General features: G+C 60.8%; 13 protein-coding genes and 1 pseudogene. 13 read left to right on the top strand and 1 reads right to left on the bottom strand.

From position 1 onward, the window contains the following. Positions 1-116: 116 nt before the first annotated feature. The 13 genes and pseudogenes from KPB06_RS28260 (at position 117) to KPB06_RS28315 (ending at position 20,387) form a co-directional block, all read left to right on the top strand. Positions 117-587, top strand: coding sequence for a universal stress protein (locus tag KPB06_RS28260; RefSeq protein ID WP_059574423.1), 471 nt, complete (start codon positions 117-119; stop codon positions 585-587). Positions 588-893: 306 nt separating this feature from the next. Further along, positions 894-1,400, top strand: a complete 507-nt coding sequence (locus KPB06_RS28265) for a cupin domain-containing protein (RefSeq protein WP_060310966.1) — start codon at positions 894-896, stop codon at positions 1,398-1,400. Positions 1,401-1,585: 185 nt separating this feature from the next. After that, positions 1,586-2,611, top strand: coding sequence for a DedA family protein/thiosulfate sulfurtransferase GlpE (locus tag KPB06_RS28270; protein ID WP_059639459.1), 1,026 nt, complete (start codon positions 1,586-1,588; stop codon positions 2,609-2,611). A gap of 536 nt (positions 2,612-3,147) precedes the next feature. Next, positions 3,148-11,622 carry a hemagglutinin repeat-containing protein gene (locus KPB06_RS28275; RefSeq protein ID WP_420831949.1) on the top strand — a complete coding sequence of 2,825 codons (8,475 nt, stop codon included), beginning with the start codon at positions 3,148-3,150 and terminating at the stop codon, positions 11,620-11,622. Next, positions 11,585-12,442 carry a hypothetical protein gene (locus tag KPB06_RS34580; RefSeq protein ID WP_420831950.1) on the top strand — a complete coding sequence of 286 codons (858 nt, stop codon included), beginning with the start codon at positions 11,585-11,587 and terminating at the stop codon, positions 12,440-12,442. The genes KPB06_RS28275 and KPB06_RS34580 overlap by 38 nt, the downstream gene beginning before the upstream one ends. A gap of 2 nt (positions 12,443-12,444) precedes the next feature. Beyond that, the gene (locus KPB06_RS28280) at positions 12,445-12,915 is read left to right on the top strand and encodes an immunity 42 family protein (RefSeq protein WP_081066605.1); all 471 of its coding nucleotides are present in this window, start codon (positions 12,445-12,447) and stop codon (positions 12,913-12,915) included. 304 nt (positions 12,916-13,219) lie between these two features. Further along, positions 13,220-14,659, top strand: coding sequence for a UbiA family prenyltransferase (locus KPB06_RS28285; RefSeq protein WP_059574420.1), 1,440 nt, complete (start codon positions 13,220-13,222; stop codon positions 14,657-14,659). Between the two features lie 14 nt (positions 14,660-14,673). Then, positions 14,674-15,864: a hypothetical protein gene (locus KPB06_RS28290; RefSeq protein WP_059574419.1), complete on the top strand. Its 1,191-nt coding sequence runs from the start codon at positions 14,674-14,676 to the stop codon at positions 15,862-15,864. Then, entirely contained in the window at positions 15,861-16,025 is a 165-nt protein-coding gene (locus KPB06_RS28295) for a hypothetical protein (RefSeq protein ID WP_275905842.1), read from the top strand. The genes KPB06_RS28290 and KPB06_RS28295 overlap by 4 nt, the downstream gene beginning before the upstream one ends. Beyond that, positions 16,006-16,200 (top strand): hypothetical protein, encoded by a 195-nt coding sequence (locus tag KPB06_RS28300; RefSeq protein ID WP_275905841.1) that lies wholly within the window; start codon positions 16,006-16,008, stop codon positions 16,198-16,200. The genes KPB06_RS28295 and KPB06_RS28300 overlap by 20 nt, the downstream gene beginning before the upstream one ends. A gap of 17 nt (positions 16,201-16,217) precedes the next feature. Continuing rightward, positions 16,218-17,382, top strand: a pseudogene (locus KPB06_RS28305) (ShlB/FhaC/HecB family hemolysin secretion/activation protein). Between the two features lie 463 nt (positions 17,383-17,845). Further along, positions 17,846-19,228 carry an amino acid permease gene (locus KPB06_RS28310; RefSeq protein ID WP_059574417.1) on the top strand — a complete coding sequence of 461 codons (1,383 nt, stop codon included), beginning with the start codon at positions 17,846-17,848 and terminating at the stop codon, positions 19,226-19,228. Positions 19,229-19,451: 223 nt separating this feature from the next. Next, positions 19,452-20,387 carry a universal stress protein gene (locus tag KPB06_RS28315; protein WP_059574416.1) on the top strand — a complete coding sequence of 312 codons (936 nt, stop codon included), beginning with the start codon at positions 19,452-19,454 and terminating at the stop codon, positions 20,385-20,387. A gap of 487 nt (positions 20,388-20,874) precedes the next feature. Here the strand turns inward: KPB06_RS28315 and KPB06_RS28320 are convergent, their stop codons facing one another. After that, positions 20,875-21,309, bottom strand: coding sequence for a hypothetical protein (locus KPB06_RS28320; RefSeq protein ID WP_059574415.1), 435 nt, complete (start codon positions 21,307-21,309; stop codon positions 20,875-20,877). Positions 21,310-21,751: the final 442 nt, after the last annotated feature.

Genomic DNA, 21,751 nt, shown 5'->3' on the forward strand with positions numbered 1-21,751 from the left:
CCGCGTGTCGGCACGTGGGGCAGACTGTTCGGCAGGCAAGCCGGCGCCGGGCCGGCTTGCGGCAACGGGCCTTCGTCGCGCAACGCGCGATGCGCGCCCGGTCGGAGGGACGGACCATGTACAAGCGGATTTTCGTCGGGCTCGACGGCAGCCCGAGCGCGCGTCTCGCGCTGAACGAGGCGATCCGGATCGCGGCGGCGTCCGGCGGCGAAGTGACCTGTGCGTACGTCGTCGAACATCGGCCGCAGCTCGTCGACGTCGACGCAGGCTTCGCCGCCGAGCGCGACGGCGATGTCGCGGCGACCGATGCCGCGACGCCGGTGCTCGACGACGCGAAAGCGGCGCTCGCGCAGCAGCATGTGCGGGGCACGGTGCGCGCGCTCGACGCGTACGGCGAGGACATCGCGGCGGTGCTGATGCGCACGGCGGCCGAAGCCGACGCCGACCTGATCGTGATGGGCACGAGCGGCCGGCACGGACTGCGCAGGCTGTTGCTCGGCAGCGTGGCGGAATCGCTGCTGCGCGCGGCCGACCGGCCCGTGCTGCTGGTGCGGCACGGCGAGGCGCGGGCGTCGGCGACCGCGTAATCGCCGGCGGTACGGTTGGCGATGCGGGCCGTGCATCTGCGGGCAGCGGGCTGCCTCGCGCGCCTGGCCGGATATCGGCACGATCCGCGTGCCGGGGCGGGCGGCCGGAAGTCTTGGCGGTAAGCGATCGAGCGTCGACGGTTGCGTCCCGGCACGCAGTTCTGGCAGCATCGGCCGGTGTCCGCTTGTTCGCCGCGCGCATGGCCGCGGCGGTCGACGCACGGACATCCGGCGGCACCGGTCGCCTGAATCGGGACCGGACGGGCCGCCGAATGCCGGTTTCCAACCTTACCGACGTCATGCGCCATGCCGATTTCCGCGACCGACCTGATTCGCCAGTTCGACCTGCAGCCGCATCCCGAAGGCGGCTATTTCCGTGAAACCTACCGTGCGACCGATTCGGTCGTGCGCCCGGCCGATGGCGCGCGACGTGCCGCATCGACCGCGATCTACTATCTGCTGTGCGACGGCGCGTATTCGTCGTGGCATCGCATCCGCTCCGACGAGGTCTGGCATTTCTATGCGGGCGACCCGATCGAAGTGTGGGTACTCGACGCGCGCGACGGGCTGACGATCCACCGGCTCGGCAACCCGCTCACGCATCCCGGCACCGTGTTCCAGGCGGTCGTGCCGGCCGGAAGCTGGTTCGGCGCGCGCTGTGCATCGCCCGAGCATGTCGCGCTCGTCGGCTGCACGGTGGCGCCGGGGTTCGAGTTCGCGGAATTCGAGCTGGCGGATGCGGCCGCGCTGGCGGCCGAGTTTCCCGACTACGCGGAACACGTCGCGCAGCTCGCGCCGCGCTCGGACGCGTGACTGTCACGGCCGAGTCACGCCGGGCGCAAAGCCCGTGCCGATGGTCGGTGTTCCGCGCGAGCGCGGCCAAACCCGTTTAGAATGCGCAGGATGCACCGGTCGGTCGCGGACATGCCGCGGCGGCCGTTGCGCCGCCGTACCGACGGCCCTGTCGCGCGGCCCGCATGTCTTCCAGGAGCGCCGCCGTGTGGCACTTTCCGATTGCTATTCCATCGTCGCTCGGCCCGTGGGCCGTCTTCGCGAGCGTGTTGATCACGCAGCTCGGCGTGCCGGTGCCGGCCGTGCCGATGCTGATTCTCGGCGGCACGATGGCGGCGATGGGGCAGGCGTCCTGGGCCAGCATGTTCGCGGCGGCGATCGGGGCGACGATGCTGGCCGATTCGCTGTGGTTCTTCATGGGCCGCACGCGCGGCCGGCGGCTGCTGAATGGCCTCGTGCGCTTCTCGCTGTCGCTCGACACGACGCTGCGCTTCGCGCGTAACGTATTCGAAAGGTACGGCGCGCCGCTGCTCGTGCTATCGAAATTCCTGCCGGGTCTCGGCCTCGTGTCGGCGCCGCTGCTCGGTACGACCGCGATCGGCATTGGCGTGTTCCTGTTCTGGGATCTGGCCGGCGCGTCGCTGTGGGCGGCGTTCTGGCTGATCGGCGGCGCGGCCATTCACGACCAGATCGTCCAGTTCGTGCTGTGGGTACGCGCGAGCGGCGGCACGATCCTCGACGCGTTCCTCGCGATCTTCATCACGTTCCTGCTGTACCGCTGGGTGCGCCGCGTGCAGTTCCGCCGCTATCTCGCGCAGGTACGCATCTCGCCGCCGCAGCTCGTCGAGATGATGACGTCCGACGAACCGCCGCTGATCTTCGATGCGCGGCCGAAAGCGATTCGCGAACGCGAGCCGTACCGGATTGCCGGCGCGCTGCCGGTCGATCTCGATTCCCCGGACCTGCTCGACCCGGAAGTGCTGAAGCGGCCGATCGTCGTCTATTGCGTATGCCCGAACGAGGCCACGGCCAAGCGTCTGATCGCGAAGATGCAGCGCAAGAAGATGATCCACAACATCCGGGCGCTGAAGGGCGGCCTCGATGCGTGGGAAAAGCACGGTTATCCGGTCGAGCCGCTGCCGGCCGATCTGGATTCGTCGCGGTACTTCGTGCGGCCCGATCACGGTGGGCTGGAAGGCGAATATACGGTGCGGGCGACGTTGTCGAAGTGATGTAGCTGCGGTTGCATGCTTCGGCGCTCGAGAGCGCATATTGTCCTATCTTGATTCGTGTATTTTCGACCAACGAATTTCACGGCACCATCGCCATTTATCTCGCAATGATTCGGCCGACCCTATCATGGGTATCTGGCCGCGATCGAACGATTGGCACTGTGTCTAAAATTGCGATGCGCTTATCCCAATAAAGTCGCTTCCATCTCATAATTAACACTCTGAAAACATTATAAAACATTAATTCTTGAGTGTTTTTTGAAAATTTCCAGTACTTGCAAAGAAAAAGCCGATGCTTTGCGTATCGCATTAATCATTTCTGACAATGCACGGGGATCGCTTCTGCTAGGATCGCGCAGTGGATGAGCGGGGCCATTGCGAGCGCTGTTTCTCAATCGCGACGCGCACGAGAGGCGTTGTCGCTCTGACTATCCGTTGCAAGCGCGTTAAAGATCAGACGGCGAATTAAGTTCGGTCCTATTTGCGCTGTATTCAAATAAGACTGCAAGTAGGGGCGCAGTGCGCGTCAACGAAGAATGAACAAGAAATGCTATCGGGTTGTATTCAATCGCGTGCGCGGCGTGATGATCGCCGTTCAGGAAAACGGTAGTTCACCGCGTGCGGTCGGGAATAAAGGCGTGAGCGCGCCGTCGGGCTTGGCGGGGTTGCGGATCGTTTGGCAACCGATCGCGATGGCGGCTGCATTATTGTTCGGTGTGCCGTTGTTCAGCTTTGCGCAAATCGCGCCGACTCCGGGCACGAGTACGCACGTGATTCAGACGCAGAACGGCATACCGCAAGTGAATATTGCCGCACCGTCTGGCGCCCGCGTGTCGGTGAACACGTACAACCAGTTCGATGTACAAAAACCGGGCGCGATCCTGAACAACTCGCCGACGATCGTGAACACGCAGCAGGCGGGGATGATCAACGGCAACCCGAACTTCGGTGCGGGCCAGTCTGCGCGGATCATCGTCAACCAGGTCAACAGCAATGCGCCGTCGCAACTGCGAGGGTACGTCGAGGTCGCGGGCAATCGTGCCGAAGTGATCCTGTCGAACAGTGCCGGTATTCAGGTTGACGGCGGCGGGTTCATCAATACGTCGAGAGCCGTTCTCACCACCGGCACGCCGTATTACGGCGCCGACGGCTCGCTCGGTGGCTTCAACGTGTCGCGCGGCCTGATTTCCGTCGGCGGTGCGGGACTGAATGTATCGAATGTCGATCAGGTCGACTTGATTTCGCGCGCGGTACAGGCCAATGCAGCCATTTACGCGAAGAACCTGAACGTCGTCGCGGGTGCGAACCAGGTCAACCACAGCACGCTGGCGGCGACACCAATCGTTGGCGACGGTGCGGCACCGGCGATCGCAATCGACGTGAGCCAACTTGGCGGTATGTACACGAACAGGGTCTTTCTCGTATCGAACGAATTCGGTGTTGGTGTCGCGAACGCCGGGACGATCGCGGCACAAGCGGGCGACCTGACGCTGCAATCGAACGGTCAGCTTGTACTGACTGGCAAGACGACCGCAAGCGGCAATCTCACGGCGGCCGCAAACAGCGTTCAAAACAGCGGCACGACGTATGCGCAACAGAGCGCGAACGTTTCAGCAGCCGGTACGCTGTCGAACAGCGGCACGCTCGCTGCACAGCAAAATGCGACGGTCAGCGCGGGCAGCATCAATTCGACCGGGACGCTCGGCGCGGGTGTCAATAACGATGGTTCCGTCGGGACAAGCGGCGATCTGAATTTGTCGAGCGCCGGGAAATTGACGGCGAGCGGGCAGAACGTCGCGGGTGGGAGCGCGTCGATTTCAGGTGCTGCCGTGAGCCTCGCGGGTAGCCAGACGGCCGCGAACGGTAACGTGTCGCTGAACGCAAGCGCCGGGGACTTGACTCTCTCGAATGCGACAACGAGTGCGCAGGGCGCTCTCGATGTGAACGCAGCGGGTGCGTTGATCAACGATCACGGCACGCTGTCGAGCCAAGGCAATGCAACGTTGACCGCGGGCAGTATTTCGAACCAGGGTGGCAAGGTATCGGCGCAAGGTCCGCTGAATGTGCAGTCGAACGGCGCAATAGAGAATCACGGCGGCACGCTCGTTTCCGAAAATGCGATGCAGGTGCGCGGCGGTGCAATCGCGAACAACCAGGGCACGATTCAGAGCGCAGCCGGAATGAATATTTCGGGGAGCTCGCTGGACAATAGTGCAGGCCGCGTTACGTCGCTGAATTCGGACGGTCTGTCCATTACGACGAAGGGGCAACTGACGAATGCGGCCGGTACGACCGCACTCGGTGCACAAGGCGGTGTCATCGGTGGTAACGGCGGCGTGGAGATTCAATCGGGCAGCGTCGTGAACCACGGCACGGTCAGTGCACAAACGAATCTGAACGTCGGCACGCAATCGCTCGACAACGGCAGCGGCACGTTGTCGGCTGCACAAAACGCGGTGATCAATGCGGGTGCGCAGTTGACGAACGGCTCGGGCAGCATTACGGCCGGACAATCCGCGACCGTGAATGCCGCGACGCTGAGCAACGATGCGGGTTCGGTACAGGCAGCGCAGTTGTCGCTCGGGGCGACGAATTTGTCGAACCGCGGCGGTACCATTACACAAACAGGGACTGGCGCAATGAATGTCGCCGTCTCGAACACACTCGATAATTCGAGCAACGGCGTTGTTCAGACCAACAGCACCGACCTGAACCTGACGCCCGCAACGCTGATCAATGACCACGGGAAAATCACTCACGCCGGAACCGTTGCGCTGTCGATTTCGACTGGCGCATTGTCGAACCAAGGTGGCGCGATCGCGACCAATGGCGCGTTGAGCCTGAAAGCGACAGCCGTATCGAATAGCGCAGGTACGCTGGCCGCGCAGCGACAGGCGGCGCTCGATGTGCAGTCGCTCGATAACCATGCGGGCGGCTACGTCGGTGCGGACAGCATTACGTTGAAGGCCCAGGGCGCTGTCGATAACCGTGCGGGCACGCTCGAAGCGAACAATGGCGTTTCAGTGACGGCCGACAGTGTCGCTAACGACGGAGGCTCGCTTAAAAACGTGGGCACGAGCGCGTTGTCGGTCACGACGGCGAACGCGCTGACGAATACGGCGGGCGGCACCATTGGCGGCAACGGGGACGTCTCGGTGTCGGCACGCAGTGTCGATAATTCCGGCGGCTCACTTCTAGCAGGGCAAGCGCTTTCGGTGCAGTCGAACGGTACGATGGCGAATGCAGCCGGTCTTGTTCAGGCGAACGGGAATCTGTCGCTGCGAGCACAAGGCGCGGTCAACAACACTGCAGGGCAAATCGAAGCGAACGGCACGAATTCGACGCTCGCGCTGTCGGGAAGCAACGTCGACAACAGCGACGGACGTATCGCGAATATCGGCAGCGGTGCAACGACGATCGACGGCGGCGCGTCGATCACGAACACGAACGCGTCCGGCAAAGCGGGTGCGGGTACGATCGGCGGAAACGGCGATGTTACGCTGACCGCGCAAACCTTGACGAACGCTCAAGGTGGTCAGACGCTGTCCGGGCACGATCTGACGCTGAACGTTGCAAGCAACGTAGATAATACGAGCGGTGTGCTGTCAGCTGCGAACAACCTCAAGCTGAGCGCGGTAAATGCAGCGCTGTCGAATCGGGCCGGATCGATTCGTTCAAACGGCGTGCTGTCACTGAACACCGCATCGATCGACAACACGTCCGGCAAAATTGGTAACGACGCAGGCAGCGGCGGCGGTATTTCAATCCAGGCCGGCACGTTTGCCAACCAGAACGGCGTTATCGGCAGCGATCAGGACCTGACGTTGTCCGCAAGCGCGTTGAGCGGCGACGGGTCGATCGTAGCGGGCCGAAACGGTGCGGTGACGCTCGCGAGCGACTACACGCAGACCACGGCGAACAAGTTGCATGCCAACGGCGACCTCACGTTTTCCACGTCGGGTAAGCTGACGAACCAGGGCGTGCTGGACGCCAACGGCGCGCTGACGGTGAATGCCGCGAACGTGGAGAACCAAGCAGGCGCTGATCTGAATTCCAGCACGACGACGGTCAACGCGGACGGCGGCACGATCGATAATGCAGGTCGCATTGAAGGCGATACGGTCACCACCAACAGCGCGACGCTGAACAACGCCGCGACGATCATCGGCCGCGAAGTCACCGCCAATGCGAGCACGATCAACAATACCGGTGCAGCGGCGGTGATCGCCGCAGCCGAACGGGTGAATTTGTACGCGTCCAACCAGTTGTCGAACACGGGCGGCGCGAACGTCTTCAGTATTGGCGACATCAATATCGCCGCCAACGGTCAGCGTGACGCGAACGGGTTGCTCGCGAACCGTACGCAAAATGTCTTGAACGATCAGTCCGCGATGGAAGCGCAAGGCAGTATCGAACTTGCGGCTGGCACGTTCACGAACACGCGTCCGGCTCCGGAGGTGACCACCGAAACCACGAGCACGGCGAGCAAGCACGAAACCAAGCGTCAGAAATACATCGTTTGCGCGACGATGAACGCGGACCCGAACGGCGGGTGCTCGCAGGCAATGTGGGTCAACGGCTATAAGACGCCGCTCACGTCAACCTATAGCCCTTCGCAGGTTGTATCGGAAACGTCCGGACCGAGCGCGACTGACAAGGTGTTGGTCGTGAACGTGAACGGCAAGCAGCAGACGATTTACTACAACACGCTGACGACCAACGCGGACGGTACGGTTACGGTCAACTATTGGGATGCGTACGATCCGCACGTCAACTACGTTCCGGATACGGAATACACGACACGCAGCGACGGCCACAACGGTTATCAGCGTGTCGAAATCTGGCGAGACACGACGACCACGGTTCAGCAGGACAAGGTGAAGAGCCAGGCGCAACAGGCGCAACTTGTTGCTGGCAACAACATCGTGATGAAGAACGTCGGCACGATCAACAACGAATACAGCTCGATCGCGGCGGGCGGCTCGATCAAGATCGGCGATGCGGATGTGTCCGGCGGTGCAGGTTCAGGCAGCTACAGTGGCACCGTCGTGAACAACGTCGGGCGGACGCTGTATCAGTATCAGACCGACAACATCGTGTCGATGTACGCGTGGAACGAGGATACGACGCAGGATCGCGGCACGATCGTTCAGCCTCCGAAGGTGTATGCGCCGGTTGCCATTGGTGGAACAGGCGGCACGATCATCGCCAACCAGTCGGTAATCATCGACGCGAGGGATGTCAACAACCAGAACGTTGCAGCCCAGAATTCTTCGACTGGCGCGACTGGCGCTACGCTTGGAAATAATTCGGCCAATGAGGGCGTATCCGGTGGCAAGTTGACGCCAGTGGGTGCCGCAGGCGGGTCATCGACACCGGTTGGCGCACAGCAATCGGTCGCGAATGCGTCGGGCGCACTGCCGATCACGTTGCCGACGAGCGGTCTTTATTCGATTCACGACGCACCTGGTCAGCCGTACCTGATCGTGACCGATCCGCGCCTGCAGAGCTATACGAACTTCATTTCGAGCGACTACATGCTCGGCCAGTTGAACCTGAACCCGGCGAGCATCGAAAAGCGTTTGGGTGACGGGATGTATGAGCAGCAGATGGTGCGCAATCAGATCACGCAACTGACGGGGCGCACTTTCTTGCCGGGCTACGCGAGTGCCGAGGATGAATATCGCGCGCTGATGACGAACGGGGCGAATTACGCAAAAGCGTTCGGTCTGGTGCCGGGGATGGCGCTGACGGCCGCGCAAATGGATGCGCTGACGAGCGATATCGTATGGCTGGTCGATCAGACAGTAACGTTGCCGAACGGCAGCACGACGCATGTGCTGGCTCCGGTCGTTTACATGGCGCAAACGCATGCGAACGATCTGCAGCCGACTGGCGCGCTGATCGCGGCGGACGACGTTGAAATTCATGCGACGGGTAGCGCGACGAATTCCGGCGTGATCAAGGGCGGCACGAAAACCGTGCTGACGGCGACGGACATTTTGAATCGTGGCGGTACGATTTCGAGCAGAGGCACGAACGGTACAACGGTCGTGTCGGCAAGCAATGATGTGGTGAATGCGTCAGGCCAGATTACCGGCAATCGGATTGCCGTGCTGGCGGGCCGCGATATCGTCAACACGACGTTGGTCGATACGGTTGGCGCAACCGGCACGTCGGGTGCGAGCAATATCAGCACGAGTCTAAGCGGCCAGCAAGGCACGATCGCGGCAACGGGTGGTCTTGCCGTTCAGGCTGGTCGCGACCTGACGCTGCATGGTGCAAATCTGTCGGCTGGCGGCGATGCGATGGCATTGGCCGGCCGTAACATCAACGTCGATACGGTTCAGTCGACCACAAACCAATCGATGCAATTGAACGATCAGCGGCATTGGGAAGAATCCACCACGAAAAATGTGGCGAGCGGCATTAAGGCAGACGGCAATCTCGTCATGCAGAGCGGTAACGATACGGTACTCAAAGGTGCGACCGTTTCAGCCGGCAAAGATTTGTCAGTGATGGCTGGCGGCAACCTCACCGCGACGACGGTCACTGATACCGCCAAAATCGATAACGTCGCGACCGACGGGCGCGCACGCAAGGAAATCGATCATGCCTACGACGAAACCGCTGTAGGCACGACCTTTTCGGCTGGTCGCAATGCAGCACTGTCGGCTGTCAACGTTGCTGATGAGACGAAAGGTAATGTCACGCTGACGGGGTCGTCGGTTACCTCGGGCGCCGACAGCGCGGCGCCGGGCGGTGTCACGATTACCGGCAGCGGTAACGTGACGATCAACGAAGGCCGCGAGGAACACGACAGCTATAGGAAGGTCCAGACGAAGCGCGGCAGTTTCGTGTCGGGTTCGACCACCAGGGAATCGCACGACACGCAAGCGAATATCGGTGTCGCAAGCACGGTTTCGGGCGACACCGTGAGGATTCAATCAGGCAAGGACATTACAGTTCAGGGCAGCAATGTAGTCGGCACCAGTGATGTCGATCTGAAGGCGGCGCGTGACGTCCGTATCACGACCTCGCACGACACGGTGAAGTCGGCCAACAGCTTCGAGAAAAAACAATCGGGTCTCATGTCGAATGGAGGCATGTCCGTGTCGATCGGTACGCGCTCGATGACGGATCAGCGGTATTCCACCGAAGTGTCGAATACCGGAAGCATGGTCGGTTCGCTGAACGGTAATCTGAATGTGGCCGCCGGGAACGATCTGCACGCGACCGGTAGCACATTGCACGCAGGTAACGACGTGTCGCTCGAAGGTAAGTCTGTGAAGATCGACTCGGCTTACGACACGATGAGCGAGGCGAAGCAGCAGCAATACCGACAGGCCGGCGTGACGGTCGGCGTGACAAGTCCCGTCATCGCATTGGCGCAGACCAGCAGGCAGATGGTTGATGCAGCCGGCAAGACCACGGGCGATGCGCGTTTGACCGCGCTTGCAGCAGCAACGACTTGCCTCGCTGCGAAGAACGCCTATGATGCAACGGGTGGCGGCGGTCCCGCTGCGCTCGGAAAAACAGTCGGCGTTAATATTTCCGTAGGCGCGAGCAAGAGCGACAATCAATCGCAATCGCAAGCTAGTACGGCAGTCGGTAGTACGGTATCGGCCGGCCGAAACGTATCAGTGAAGGCAACCGGCGCTGGTGCGGATAGCACCGTCGATGTGATCGGAAGCACGATTTCGGCTGGAGGGAACGTCAAGCTCGCCGCTGACGGCAATGTGAATCTGCAAGCGCCTGAAAGCACCAGCAGCCAATCGTTGAAGAATAGCGGTGGTAGTTTTGGTGTCGGGGTATCGATCGGTGGCGGCAAGCAGACCGGCATCGCATTTACGGCCGGCGTCGCGGGGAATCGCGGAAACAGCGATGGTAATTCGACCGCCTGGACGAATACGCACGTTGCGGCAGGCGACACGCTCACGATTCAATCCGGCGGCGATACGAACATCAAGGGGGCAGTCGCGTCCGGCAAGCAAGTCGTCGCGGACGTAGGCGGCAACCTGAACATAGAGAGCTTGCAGGACACCGACCATTACAATTCGAAGCAGCAAGGCGCAGGGGTGTCGGTTAGCGTGTGCGTTCCGCCGTTGTGTGCCGGACCGTCGAGTGTATCGGGCAACATCAGTCAGCAAAAGATGAACAGCGACTACGCGGCGGTTGCCGAACAGTCGGGCATCAAGGCTGGCAACGGTGGGTTCCAAGTCAACGTCAAAGGCAATACGGACCTGAAAGGCGGCTTGATCGCGAGTAACGACAAGGCTGTACAGAACGGTGTGAACAGCCTGACAACGGCCACGCTGACGACGAGCGATATCCGGAACCATGCGTCCTACGACGCGTCGTCGGTCGGAATGTCGGGCGGTTACGGCGGTGGCATCGGTAAGAACCAGAAAGGCACGGCCGATAACGTGAATCCGGTGGCAGGAACCGACTTGCCGAAGACCGGCAGCGGATTAGCAGTCGCGTCCCCTGTCGTGCTCGGTGCGTCAGATGATGCGAGTTCGGTCACACGTAGCGGGATCAGCGGCGGCTCGCTCAAGATCACCGATAACGTCAAGCAACAGCAGATAACGGGCAAAACCGCTGACGAAACGGCCGCCAGCGTCAATCGAGATACATCGAACGCGGGTGGCGCACTCGCGCCAATCTTCGACAAGGACAAGATTCAGGCTGGCTTCGACATCACGAGCCAGTTTGTGAATCAAGCTGGCACCTTCGTGGCCAACCGGGCAAAGGAAGCGGATGCGGCAAAAGCGGCGGCAAAAGATCCAAATCTCACGCCGGAGCAGCGAGCAGCGGCCCAACAACGTGCCGATCAGTTGGCCGCAGAGTGGGGACCGAGCGGCACGTATCGTCAGGTGTTGACCGCGCTTACGGTTGCGGCCGGTAGCAACGTAACGGGAGGTATGGGTCAACTCGCGCAAAATGCGACGATTGCATACGTGCAACAGTTGGGTGCGAATCATCAAGCAAATCGCCGATGGCCTTGGTAGTGACGAGGCGCGCGCAGCACTTCATGCGATCGTGGGATGTGCTGGCGGGGCGGCCGGCGGTCAAGCGTGCGGCGCTGGCGCGATGGGGGCTGCAGCAAGCTCTGTGATCGGAAGCTTGATGGCTCCGACGACCAATATGTCTTCAGAGGAGCGTGAAGCTCGCGACAACCTCGTGTCGAGCTTGGTTGCCGGGGTTGCAGCGATATCGGGTCAGGATATCGCGACGGCGGCGGGGGCCGCCAAAATTGAGGGCGAAAACAATCAATTTTCGATTGCCCCAACAGGGCCGCTGCCACCATTGGGCGGATACTTTGGGTCGCCGCGCGGGAAAGACGACAGTGGTATTGTCGATAACCGGACCGAGCTTGATCCGACCGCGAAAACCGGTCCGTTGATTAATCCGGTGGCGGCTGGTAAGGCGATACTCGATGCGATTGCGGGAATTCTTCCAACTGACGTTGCAGGGTTGGTTGATACATGGCTTGCATCGAAAGGCGAGGGAGACAATCGCCTGCCAATTCCCAAACCGGTGACTGCTGACAATGGTTTGCAGGTAAAATCGAATCCAAAACATACACCGGGAAATAATTGGAACGCCGGAACAGAGCCTCGCAATTCTCTAGATCTTTTCAACTCATCGGTTCCGGGCGATGGAGACGACCGCTATGCTATTGATTCAAACGGAAATATTCATCGGTTTACTGAGGATCGCAATGGGATATTTCATTGGACGGGATCGACCGGTGACGCCCAGGCAAAATTGAATGTATCGAAGATTCCAATCGAAGTGCGACGTGAACTTGGGTTTAAGGGGAAGTGACTATGATTTTTGGTGATCCGAACTGTTTTGCGATCTGGTTTGATCGTGTTGATTCGTGGTCAACGCCAGATTTTGAAAACGGATGCTTCGCATTTTTTATTGGAAAAACATTAATTTGCTCGCAAAATTCAACCCTTGGCGTTGACCTTCATCTGCTGTCGAAATTGCCTTGCCTGGGAAAATCTGTCGAAGATGATTATATTTTTAATGCGCCGATCGCTGAGGCTTATTCTGTCTTATATGAACGCGCGTTTCCGTCAGCAGATTCAGATGCCGAAAGCAGTGATTACACTCACTTAGTGTCTGCTCGCAGCCTGTTAGATGAGGGACATAACGTATTTCTCGTGGAGTCTGGATCAAAAGCACGCCTCATCTATGGCATGGATGGCAAGCCCGTAAGTGTCTTCGACGTATTTATCGATCGAGGGGAATTTCAGCGTATCATCCGCACCGCCACGACGTGGCGAGCATAGATATCGACAGCATAAGTGGTGCGACTTGGGGTGCCGTCGACCGATATGATTAGGCCATAAAAGGAGACAAGTTGTCAGAAAAGGCAGGATTGATTCATGCCGGTCTTGCGCTTCAAGATCTATCGAATTTATTTGATAGCTTGATGTTTGATGGCAAAAAGTCTTACGGAGATCCACGCTTCGGTCGGTAAAAATTTTCAGGTGACGATTGTAAAATTCCATCTGAATATGGGTTCGAGGAATGGTAGATAAAATCAAGATTATTAAACAGATGGTCCGATCTATTAAGGTCAATCCATAAAGAATGCGAGAGACCAAAAAACTTCCGCTCGTCGTTGATCTGGACGGCACGTTGACGGTTTCGGATACCTTGATGGAATCCGTGATCCGTGTCGTCAAGCGAAAGCCAGCAAACCTACTGCGCCTGCCTTTCTGGCTCGCGGGCGGTCGCGCCGCCTTCAAGGCCAAGGTCGCGGAGCATGCCGATTTTCGAGCGGAAACGCTTCCGTACCGCGAACCGCTAATCGACTACCTCACCCGTGAACGCGAGAACGGTCGAAAAATCGTCCTCGCAACTGCCGCACATTGTTCGATCGCTGAGCGTGTGAGCACGCATCTCGGCCTGTTCGATCGTGTCATCGCTACCAGTGGCGACACGAATGTCAAGGGGGAGGCGAAACTGGCCTGCATTCGCGAGCAGATCGGCGACGACTTCGTGTATGCGGGCGACAGCAAAGCTGACTTGCCGGTTTGGGCGGGCGCGAGAGGTGCCGTACTTGCTGGCGTTTCCTCTGATGTCGCCGCAGATGTCCGCGGCCACGTCCCCATCGAACACGAGTTCACGAATGTGCGTGCAACGTTCTTGACGTGGTGCAGGGCCCTGCGTGTCCACCAATGGCTAAAGAACCTGCTGCTGTTCGTCCCGCTGCTGACAGCCTTTGCATTTCTTGACGTCGACAAAGTCGGCGTGCTTGCACTGGCGTTCTTGTCAATGTCGCTTGGCGCGTCGGCAACCTACATTTGCAACGATCTTTGGGATCTGGACAGTGATCGCAGACATCCACGAAAGCGTGATCGTCCCTTTGCGAGCGCGGTGTTGTCGATCAGTCACGGCATTGCATGCGCAGCGGTACTGCTGACATTGGCGTTTGCATTGGCGTTGGCGGTGTCGGCCGAATTCACCGGCATGTTCGCGCTCTATCTGTTCCTGACGACCGCGTACAGTTGGCGCTTGAAGTCGGTCGTACTACTCGATGTGGTCGTTCTGTCATTGCTGTACACGTACCGAATCGTCGCAGGAGCAGTTGCAGCGGAAATCATGGTGAGTCGATGGCTTCTTGCGTTCTCCGTGTTTGCTTTTCTCAGCCTCGCACTCGTGAAACGTTGCTCCGAATTGGTGTTCTTGCGCCAGAGTAACAAAAGCGCGACGGCAGGTCGGGATTATCGAGTGAGCGACCTCGAAGTCCTTTGGCCGTTTGGCATCGGTGCTTCCCTCGCTGCGGTGGTCGTGTTCGGTCTGTTCATCAACGCCCCGGAAACGGTAGATCGTTACACAATTCCGCATCTTCTCTGGTTCGTGCAGATCGGATTGATCTACCTGTTCGGTCGTCTATGGATCGCAACGGTGCGTGGCGCGATGCACGACGATCCGATAGTCCATATTCTCGAGAATCGCGGTAGCTTCAGCATGCTTTGCGTCATGGTGGCGATCGTGCTGGCCGCTCACTTCTTGCCAGCTCCGTGAGCGGCACAGTTCCTATGACAGAAAAAAACCGAAACCGCGTGCTGGCGTTCTGCCGCTTCGCCATCGTCTATGTGCTGTTGTTCGTATGCGCCGGAAACATCACCAACAGCATGTTGCTGAAGTGGGGCTTTCGTGACGACCAGAAAGGGGATTTTGCAACCAGCTACAGCCTCGTCGGCATGATGAACGGCGAGGCACCGAAGCCGTATGTCTATCGCTCGTCGTTCCCGCGAGCCGCAAAATGGGTAGTCGAGCGGCTTGGCCAGGAAAAGCAGGAAAAGCTTTTCAAATCGATCAAACGGCATGATTCGCTGCGCAACGCCTATTTCACGAGTGTGCCGGACCAATATTGGACACCGATCGTGGCACTCGTCTACCACCTGACGTACATCGCGATCGTGTTGTCGACGCTGTTCGCGCTGTTGCTGGTCTACAGGCTAGCCAGGCTACACGGCCTGAACTTCGGGCAATCCGTTGGCTTTCTGGCGGCGTTCGGCTTCGTCTATCCGCTCACGTTTCAGCAGGGCGGCTATTACTACGACTTCTTCGAACTCCTCGGCGTACTCGGTGCGTGCTATTTCCTGCTGAAGAAGCGGATGCTGGCATGCACGTTGATGGTTTCCATCTTCTCCCTGAACAAGGAAACGTTCTTCCTTGTTCCGCTTGCGCTATTTTTCCTGCACGAGCGCGACGTTCCGGTATCGAAACGAGTCGGTTGGCTGGTGTTGCAACTTGTGATCTGCGTGGGCACTCGCCATTTCATCATGAGCGGCTACGACGCGAATGCTGGTGGCTTCGTCGAATTTCACGTGTGGGATAACCTGAAATTCTGGCTTAATCCCTTGTCTTACCTGTCGTTCTACAACCTGATCGGTAAAGGCATCTTTACGCCAAGTCTCGAAAATCCGCTGATGCTTGTACCGCTTGCGGTTTTCTTCGGCTCGGCGTGGCGCGCGACGCCACATCGATACCGTATCTATTTTTTTGCGGCATTCCTGCCGGTATTGGTGTTGTTCTTCTTTTTCGGCTACCGCGATGAGGCGCGAAACTTTTCGGTCGTCTTTCCCGCCATCGTGCTGATCGCGCTCCATGGCGCAAATCGGTTCAATATGATTTTTGACGGGAACACGGGTGCATCCGATGACATCCGTACTAACACCACGCCCCGGCCGGATGTGACAGTCGTGACGGAGGCCGCGCGGTGAACTGGCTGATCGTCGTCGCAAGTGGTTTTTTCGGCGGTGTCGCGAGCATCTTGCTCCGAGTTGCGGCGCTCAAGGGCATCGCACTTGGTGAGTCCAGCATGTTGCCATGGATCGCCCGCGGGGCGGCCATAGGTGCCTACGGTGTCGGCTTCCTCCTTTAACGCACTCGCGCTGCGCAAAACAACGCTAAGCGTGGCGTATCCGGCGATGGTGGCGATTTCCATGCTCGTGGTGTTGTCGTTCACGGCTTTGCACGAACACCTGTTGCGGCCGATGCAGGTCGTCGGCGCTGTCGTCATCCTGATCGGGGTCTGGATGGTCACGCGGTACGCGTAATCGAGAGAATCAAATAAATGAAGCAAATCCGAGGGGGTAGCCTTGTCGCGGGGTCGTTGCTATTTGCTTCAACTTGTACGATGGCGCAGTCGGTTCCGCTGGTTGGCAACGACCAACAGGCACGCCAGCAGGAAGAGGCCCGCGAGCGGGAACGAACCGTTTCCGCGCCAGCCGTTCGCTCGAGCGTCGCAGCGAGTGCAGGCTATCCAGCGCCTCCGGCCGAAACACCGTGCTTCCGCATTGACCGCTTCACGCTCGATGTTCCCGATTCGCTGCCGGATGGCTTGAAAACTCAGGGCGCATCCGCGTTGCCGATGGATCGTTTCGCATTCGCGCGCGAATGGCTCGAACACTACACGGGCCAATGTGTCGGCAAACAAGGGCTGGACGTTTTCGTCAAAGCATTGTCGCAAGACATTCTTTCGCGCGGGTACATCACGACACGCGTGCTGCTGCCCGAACAGGACCTGTCGACCGGCACATTGAACGTCTCGCTCATTCCCGGCGTGATTCGACGCGTGCGTTTCGCTGATGAAAAATTGCGTGGCACGTGGAAAACCGCGTTCCCAACACGCGACGGCGAACTGAACTTGCGCGACCTTGAACAAGGTCTGGAGCAGATGAAGCGCGTTACGAGTCAAGACGTGTCGATGCAGATCGTTCCGGCCGACGTGCCGGGAGAAAGCGATGTCGTGCTCGATGTGCGGTCCGACTTACCGCTTCAAGATGGCGGTACTCGATGCGAACCTGTCCGTGCCGTTCGCGATCGCAAAGCAGCCGTTCCGATACGTGACGAGCATCCACGGCCAATATACCGGGAACTCGCTGTACTACATCGACGATTTGACGATTGGCAGCAGGTACACCGTTCGCGGGTTCGACGGCGAAACGATGCTGGCGGCGGCACGCGGACTTTACTGGCGCAATGAGTTGCAGATGCCGATCGGACAGACCGGACAGGCGATTTACGCGGGATTGGATTACGGCCGTGTGTGGGGACCGCAACCGGTTGCTCTGGTCGGTACGCAGATGGCTGGGGCGATGATCGGCGTGAAGGGCAGTGTAGCAACGCGCTTCGGCGGCTATGGCTACGACCTGTTCGCAGGAACCCCGGTGTACAAGCCGTCCGGACTTCCGACCGCGCGCGTGACAGTCGGATTTCAAGTAACGGCGCAGTTTTGAGCGGGATCGTGATACCGTCTTGATCTGCGTTGTATTTGGCCATGGCGAAATACGACAGCAACCGAGGCAGGAAGATAGATTTTCTCAAAATCGCCTGGCGTGAAACTACCGATCCTCCCTATAATCCCGCCTGCATATTCCGTGCGCGAGATTGCGCACATTCGACGCGCGTTCGTTCGCGCCGAAAACGATGCCCCCCGTTTGCCGCTCGTCACGCGCACAGCCGCGTCAGGCGGTCGACCCAGGGTGTATTCCGTGAAAGGCTATCCGTATTTCCAGATTGCTCTGGCAAATTCGGATAATCCGCAGCAATTCCAACCGAATTGACACGGCGTCCACGTCGTTTCTCATTCAGAAATCGACACCAGGGATTATTTCGTTTTCGGCTCAAAAATCGGCATGACCGGGCGCGCATTGCCATCGACACAATGACGGCGCCCCTCGTGGCTGCCAGGAGACGAATTTGAAACAACCAGAAGACCAACTGCACCGCGGGCTGGAAGAACGGCACATCAACCTGATGGCGCTCGGTGCGACGATCGGCGTCGGCCTGTTCCTCGGCTCGGCCACCGCGATCCGCACGGCCGGCCCGGCCATCCTGCTGACCTACCTGCTCGGCGGCCTCGCGATCTTCCTGATCATGCGCGCGCTCGGCGAAATGGCGATCACCAACCCGGTCGCCGGCGCCTTCAGCCGCTATGCGCGCGACTACCTCGGCCCGTTTGCCGGTTACCTGACGGGCTGGACCTACTGGTTCGTGTGGATCGTCACCTGCATGGCGGAAATCACGGCGGTCGGCGTCTACATGCACATGTGGGTCCCCGGCGTGCCGAACTGGATCTGGGCGCTCGCGGCGCTGCTGGCGATGGGCTCGGTGAACTTCATCGCGGTCAAACTGTATGGCGAATTCGAATTCTGGTTCGCGCTGATCAAGATCGTCACGATCGTGCTGATGATCATCGGAGGCGGCTTGATGATCGCGTTCGGCATCGGCAACGGCGGTATCGCGACCGGCATCTCGAATCTATGGTCGCACGGCGGATTCATGCCGAATGGAATCCATGGCGTGATCGCCGCGCTGCCGATCGTGATGTTCGCGTATCTCGGCGTGGAGATGCTCGGCCTCACGGCCGGCGAGGCGCGCAACCCGGAGAAGTCGCTGACGAAAGCCGTGAATTCGGTGTTCTGGCGCGTGCTGATTTTCTACATCGGCGCGCTGTTCGTGATCATGTCGCTCTATCCATGGGACCAGATCGGCACGCAGGGCAGCCCGTTCGTGATGACGTTCTCGCGGCTCGGCATTCCCGCCGCCGCCGGCATCATCAACTTCGTCGTGCTGACCGCGGCGCTGTCGTCGTGCAACAGCGGCCTGTTCAGCACCGCGCGGATGCTCTATAACCTCGCGCAGCAGGGCCAGGCGCCGGCCGCGCTCGGTCGCGTGAACCGCAGCGGCGTGCCCGTGTACGGCGTGGCGGTGTCGATCGCGCTGCTGCTGATCAGCGTGTTGCTCAACTATCTCGCGCCGCAGCACGTGTTCACGTGGCTCACGTCGGTGTCGACGTTCGGCGCGATCTGGACGTGGTGCGTGATCCTGATCGCGCAGATGCGTTTTCGTCGCACGCTGTCGGCCGACAGGATCGCGCGCCTGCCGATCCGCGTGCCGTTCTATCCGCTCGGTTCGTTCGTCGCGCTCGGCTTTCTCGCGCTGGTCGTCGTGCTGATGGCGCTCACGCCCGACACGCGCGTCGCGCTCGTGATCGGGCCGGTATGGATCGTGCTGCTCGGCATCGCGTACGCGCTGTTCCATGCGAACCGTCCGGCCGAGTCGATGCCGACGAAGTCGTAAGCCGCGCGGGCAGGATGCCGCGCGACCGTTCGCGATCATTGATCGCGATCATGCACGCGCGGGCCGGACGGCCTATGCTGAACGAACGCATTGCTTGTCCGCGCTTCGCGTGGCACCGCGCCGGTCCCCGCGACCGCGGCGGCAGTCCGGCCGCCGCGTGCCGCTACCGCGCGAAGCGCCCGTCGTCGTTCAGCGACGACGTGCACGCACGGAGGCCTTCGCCATGCAGCCTGCCCAGCCCATCCCGACGCTCGCTCGGATCGCACTGGCCGTCGATTCGACGCCCGAATCGTTGACCGCCGCGCGTTACGTGCGCACGCTGCTGCGTCCCGGCATGCGATTGCGCATCATTTGCGCGGTCGACAATCCGCGTCTCGTGCTGCCCGACATTCCGCGCATCGACGCGCTACTGACATCCGCGCGCGAGGACATGATGCGCGAAGCGCAGGCTACCGGCGAGCGGATCGCGGCGCTGTTCGACGACAGCGACATCGAAGTCGAACTGGCGGTCATCGATACGTCGGTCACGGGCGGCTCGGTAGCGGACGCGCTGGTGAACGATACGTCGACGTGGCATGCGGACGTGCTGGTGATCGGCGCGAATCCGCATCACGGGCTGTTGCGGCTCGTCGAAGGCGCGATGTCGGACATGCTGACGAAACGCGCGCGCTGCGCGCTGCTGATCGTGCCGGGCACCTATGGACGGCCGTCGGACGGCACGCTGCAGCGGCTGATGTTCGCGGTCGACGGCAGCGAGCCGTCGCTGCACGCGGTGCGCGTCGGCCTCGGCTTCGCGGCGCCGACGACGTTGCTGTATGCGGCGTACGTGATCGATCGCGCGGTTCGTCTGACGGATGTCGTGCCGGTACGCGCGCTCGAGGATGCATACCGCGCGGAGGGCGAGGATGCGCTCGCGAAGGTCGGCCCGCTGTTCCATGCGACGGGCAATCCGACCAAGCGCGCCGTCGTCGAAACGCGTCCGACCAGCGACGACGTGGCCCATGCGCTGATGCGCGATGCCGTGCACTGGCGGGCCGAGCTGCTGGTGGTCGGCACGCATGGCCGTCGCGGCATCGCCGCGTGGCTGATCGGCAGCGTCGCGCGGCGGGTCGCGCATCTCGCGGAAGTGCCCGTGCTGTTGGTGCGCGGCGCGGACTGAGTCGCGCCTCATGGCGGTGGAAGCGGTTCTGGATTGACCTGCATCAGAAGCGCCGCGCATATCGCGTGAGACAGTGATGGAACATCCGGCGCCGCGGCCGGTCTGCCGCGCCTGCATGCGAGTGGCGATCACGGTCGCACGCGCCGCCGTCACATGTCACATCGTTTCAGGAGTCGCGCCACGTATTTGTCCGGCGCGTCATCCGACCGGGAACTCTCTGGCACGAGGGTAGGCAACCGACGGTTGCCTTGGAGGACGGGCGGGGTGGAAGTCACCCCGTCCGCTTTCCGCGTGGCCCCGTCGAATTCATTTCCCCGAACGAATGGTTTGGAACGCGGCCGCGTCGAGCGGCGCGTCGTCGCGCGCGGTCACCTCGATACGGATCGCGGCGAGCATGGCGGATGCACGGCGCGACGCCGGCGTGGCGGCCGGGTCGTGCGCGCGCCCATTGCACGGCCCCGTGCCGCGCATCGGTTACGTGCGCGGATCAGAGGGTATGAAGAATCGATCGCAGGTCGTGCCGGCGGCCCACGCCGCGTCGTACCCGCCCATGCGGACGAACGACATGCAGCGGCGCGCATGCGCTGCACGTGCGGCTGCGCAAACGATTCGCATGCGGCCAGCCCGGGCGCGCCTTGCGACGCGGCTCCGATGCGGCCGGCGCGTCGGCCGCGTTTCGCGCACACAGTGCCGCGGCGAACCGCTGCAATGCGAGGACCGAGCCCGCGACGCTCTGATACTTTTCGCGGCCGATCTGTCCGTCCAGCGTGACGAGCAATCCGGCCTCGCGTGCGAGCGCGAGCAAGGTGTCGAGGTCGTCGGACGGACGGTTGCCGGCCGACGCGGCCCGGTCGGGCAGGGCGCGCGCGTTGCCCGACGTGCGCCGCTGGCCGTCCCGGCCCGGTAAGTTGCGATGTGCCATGGTTGGTCTCCTGCGCGGAACCCCGCGTGCCGGCTCGGTGGCCGGCTGAGCGATGTTCCGGTATGAACGCCTGGTTCATGTGATCAGTATCGTGTGGCGACGGCGCGCTGCCAAGCGGTGCGTGCTGAAGTCGTTGTCAGGAAATGGCGCGACGCGTATCGGAATCCGCTGACACACGTGGCGGCCGACCGGCCGATTCGGCGCGTTCGTTCGACGAATGGACGGTACGCGCACGGCGCTGCTTGACGCATGATTTCGGCCGGTCTAAGTTCGCGTCTGCACCGGCGTCGCATGGCGTTCCACCTGCCGTCCGTCGCCAGTGCCGCGCCCCGGGGTGGCGTGGCAGGGTTTCCGGTGTCGTTCGCAGGCCATGTGCCCCGCGAACTTCGCGGGGCCGGTCCGGAAACGGATCGGCGCGGCGGCACGCAACGTGCCGTTGATC

This window comes from Burkholderia semiarida, from assembly GCF_029268935.1.
In the GTDB taxonomy this organism is placed as follows: domain Bacteria; phylum Pseudomonadota; class Gammaproteobacteria; order Burkholderiales; family Burkholderiaceae; genus Burkholderia; species Burkholderia semiarida.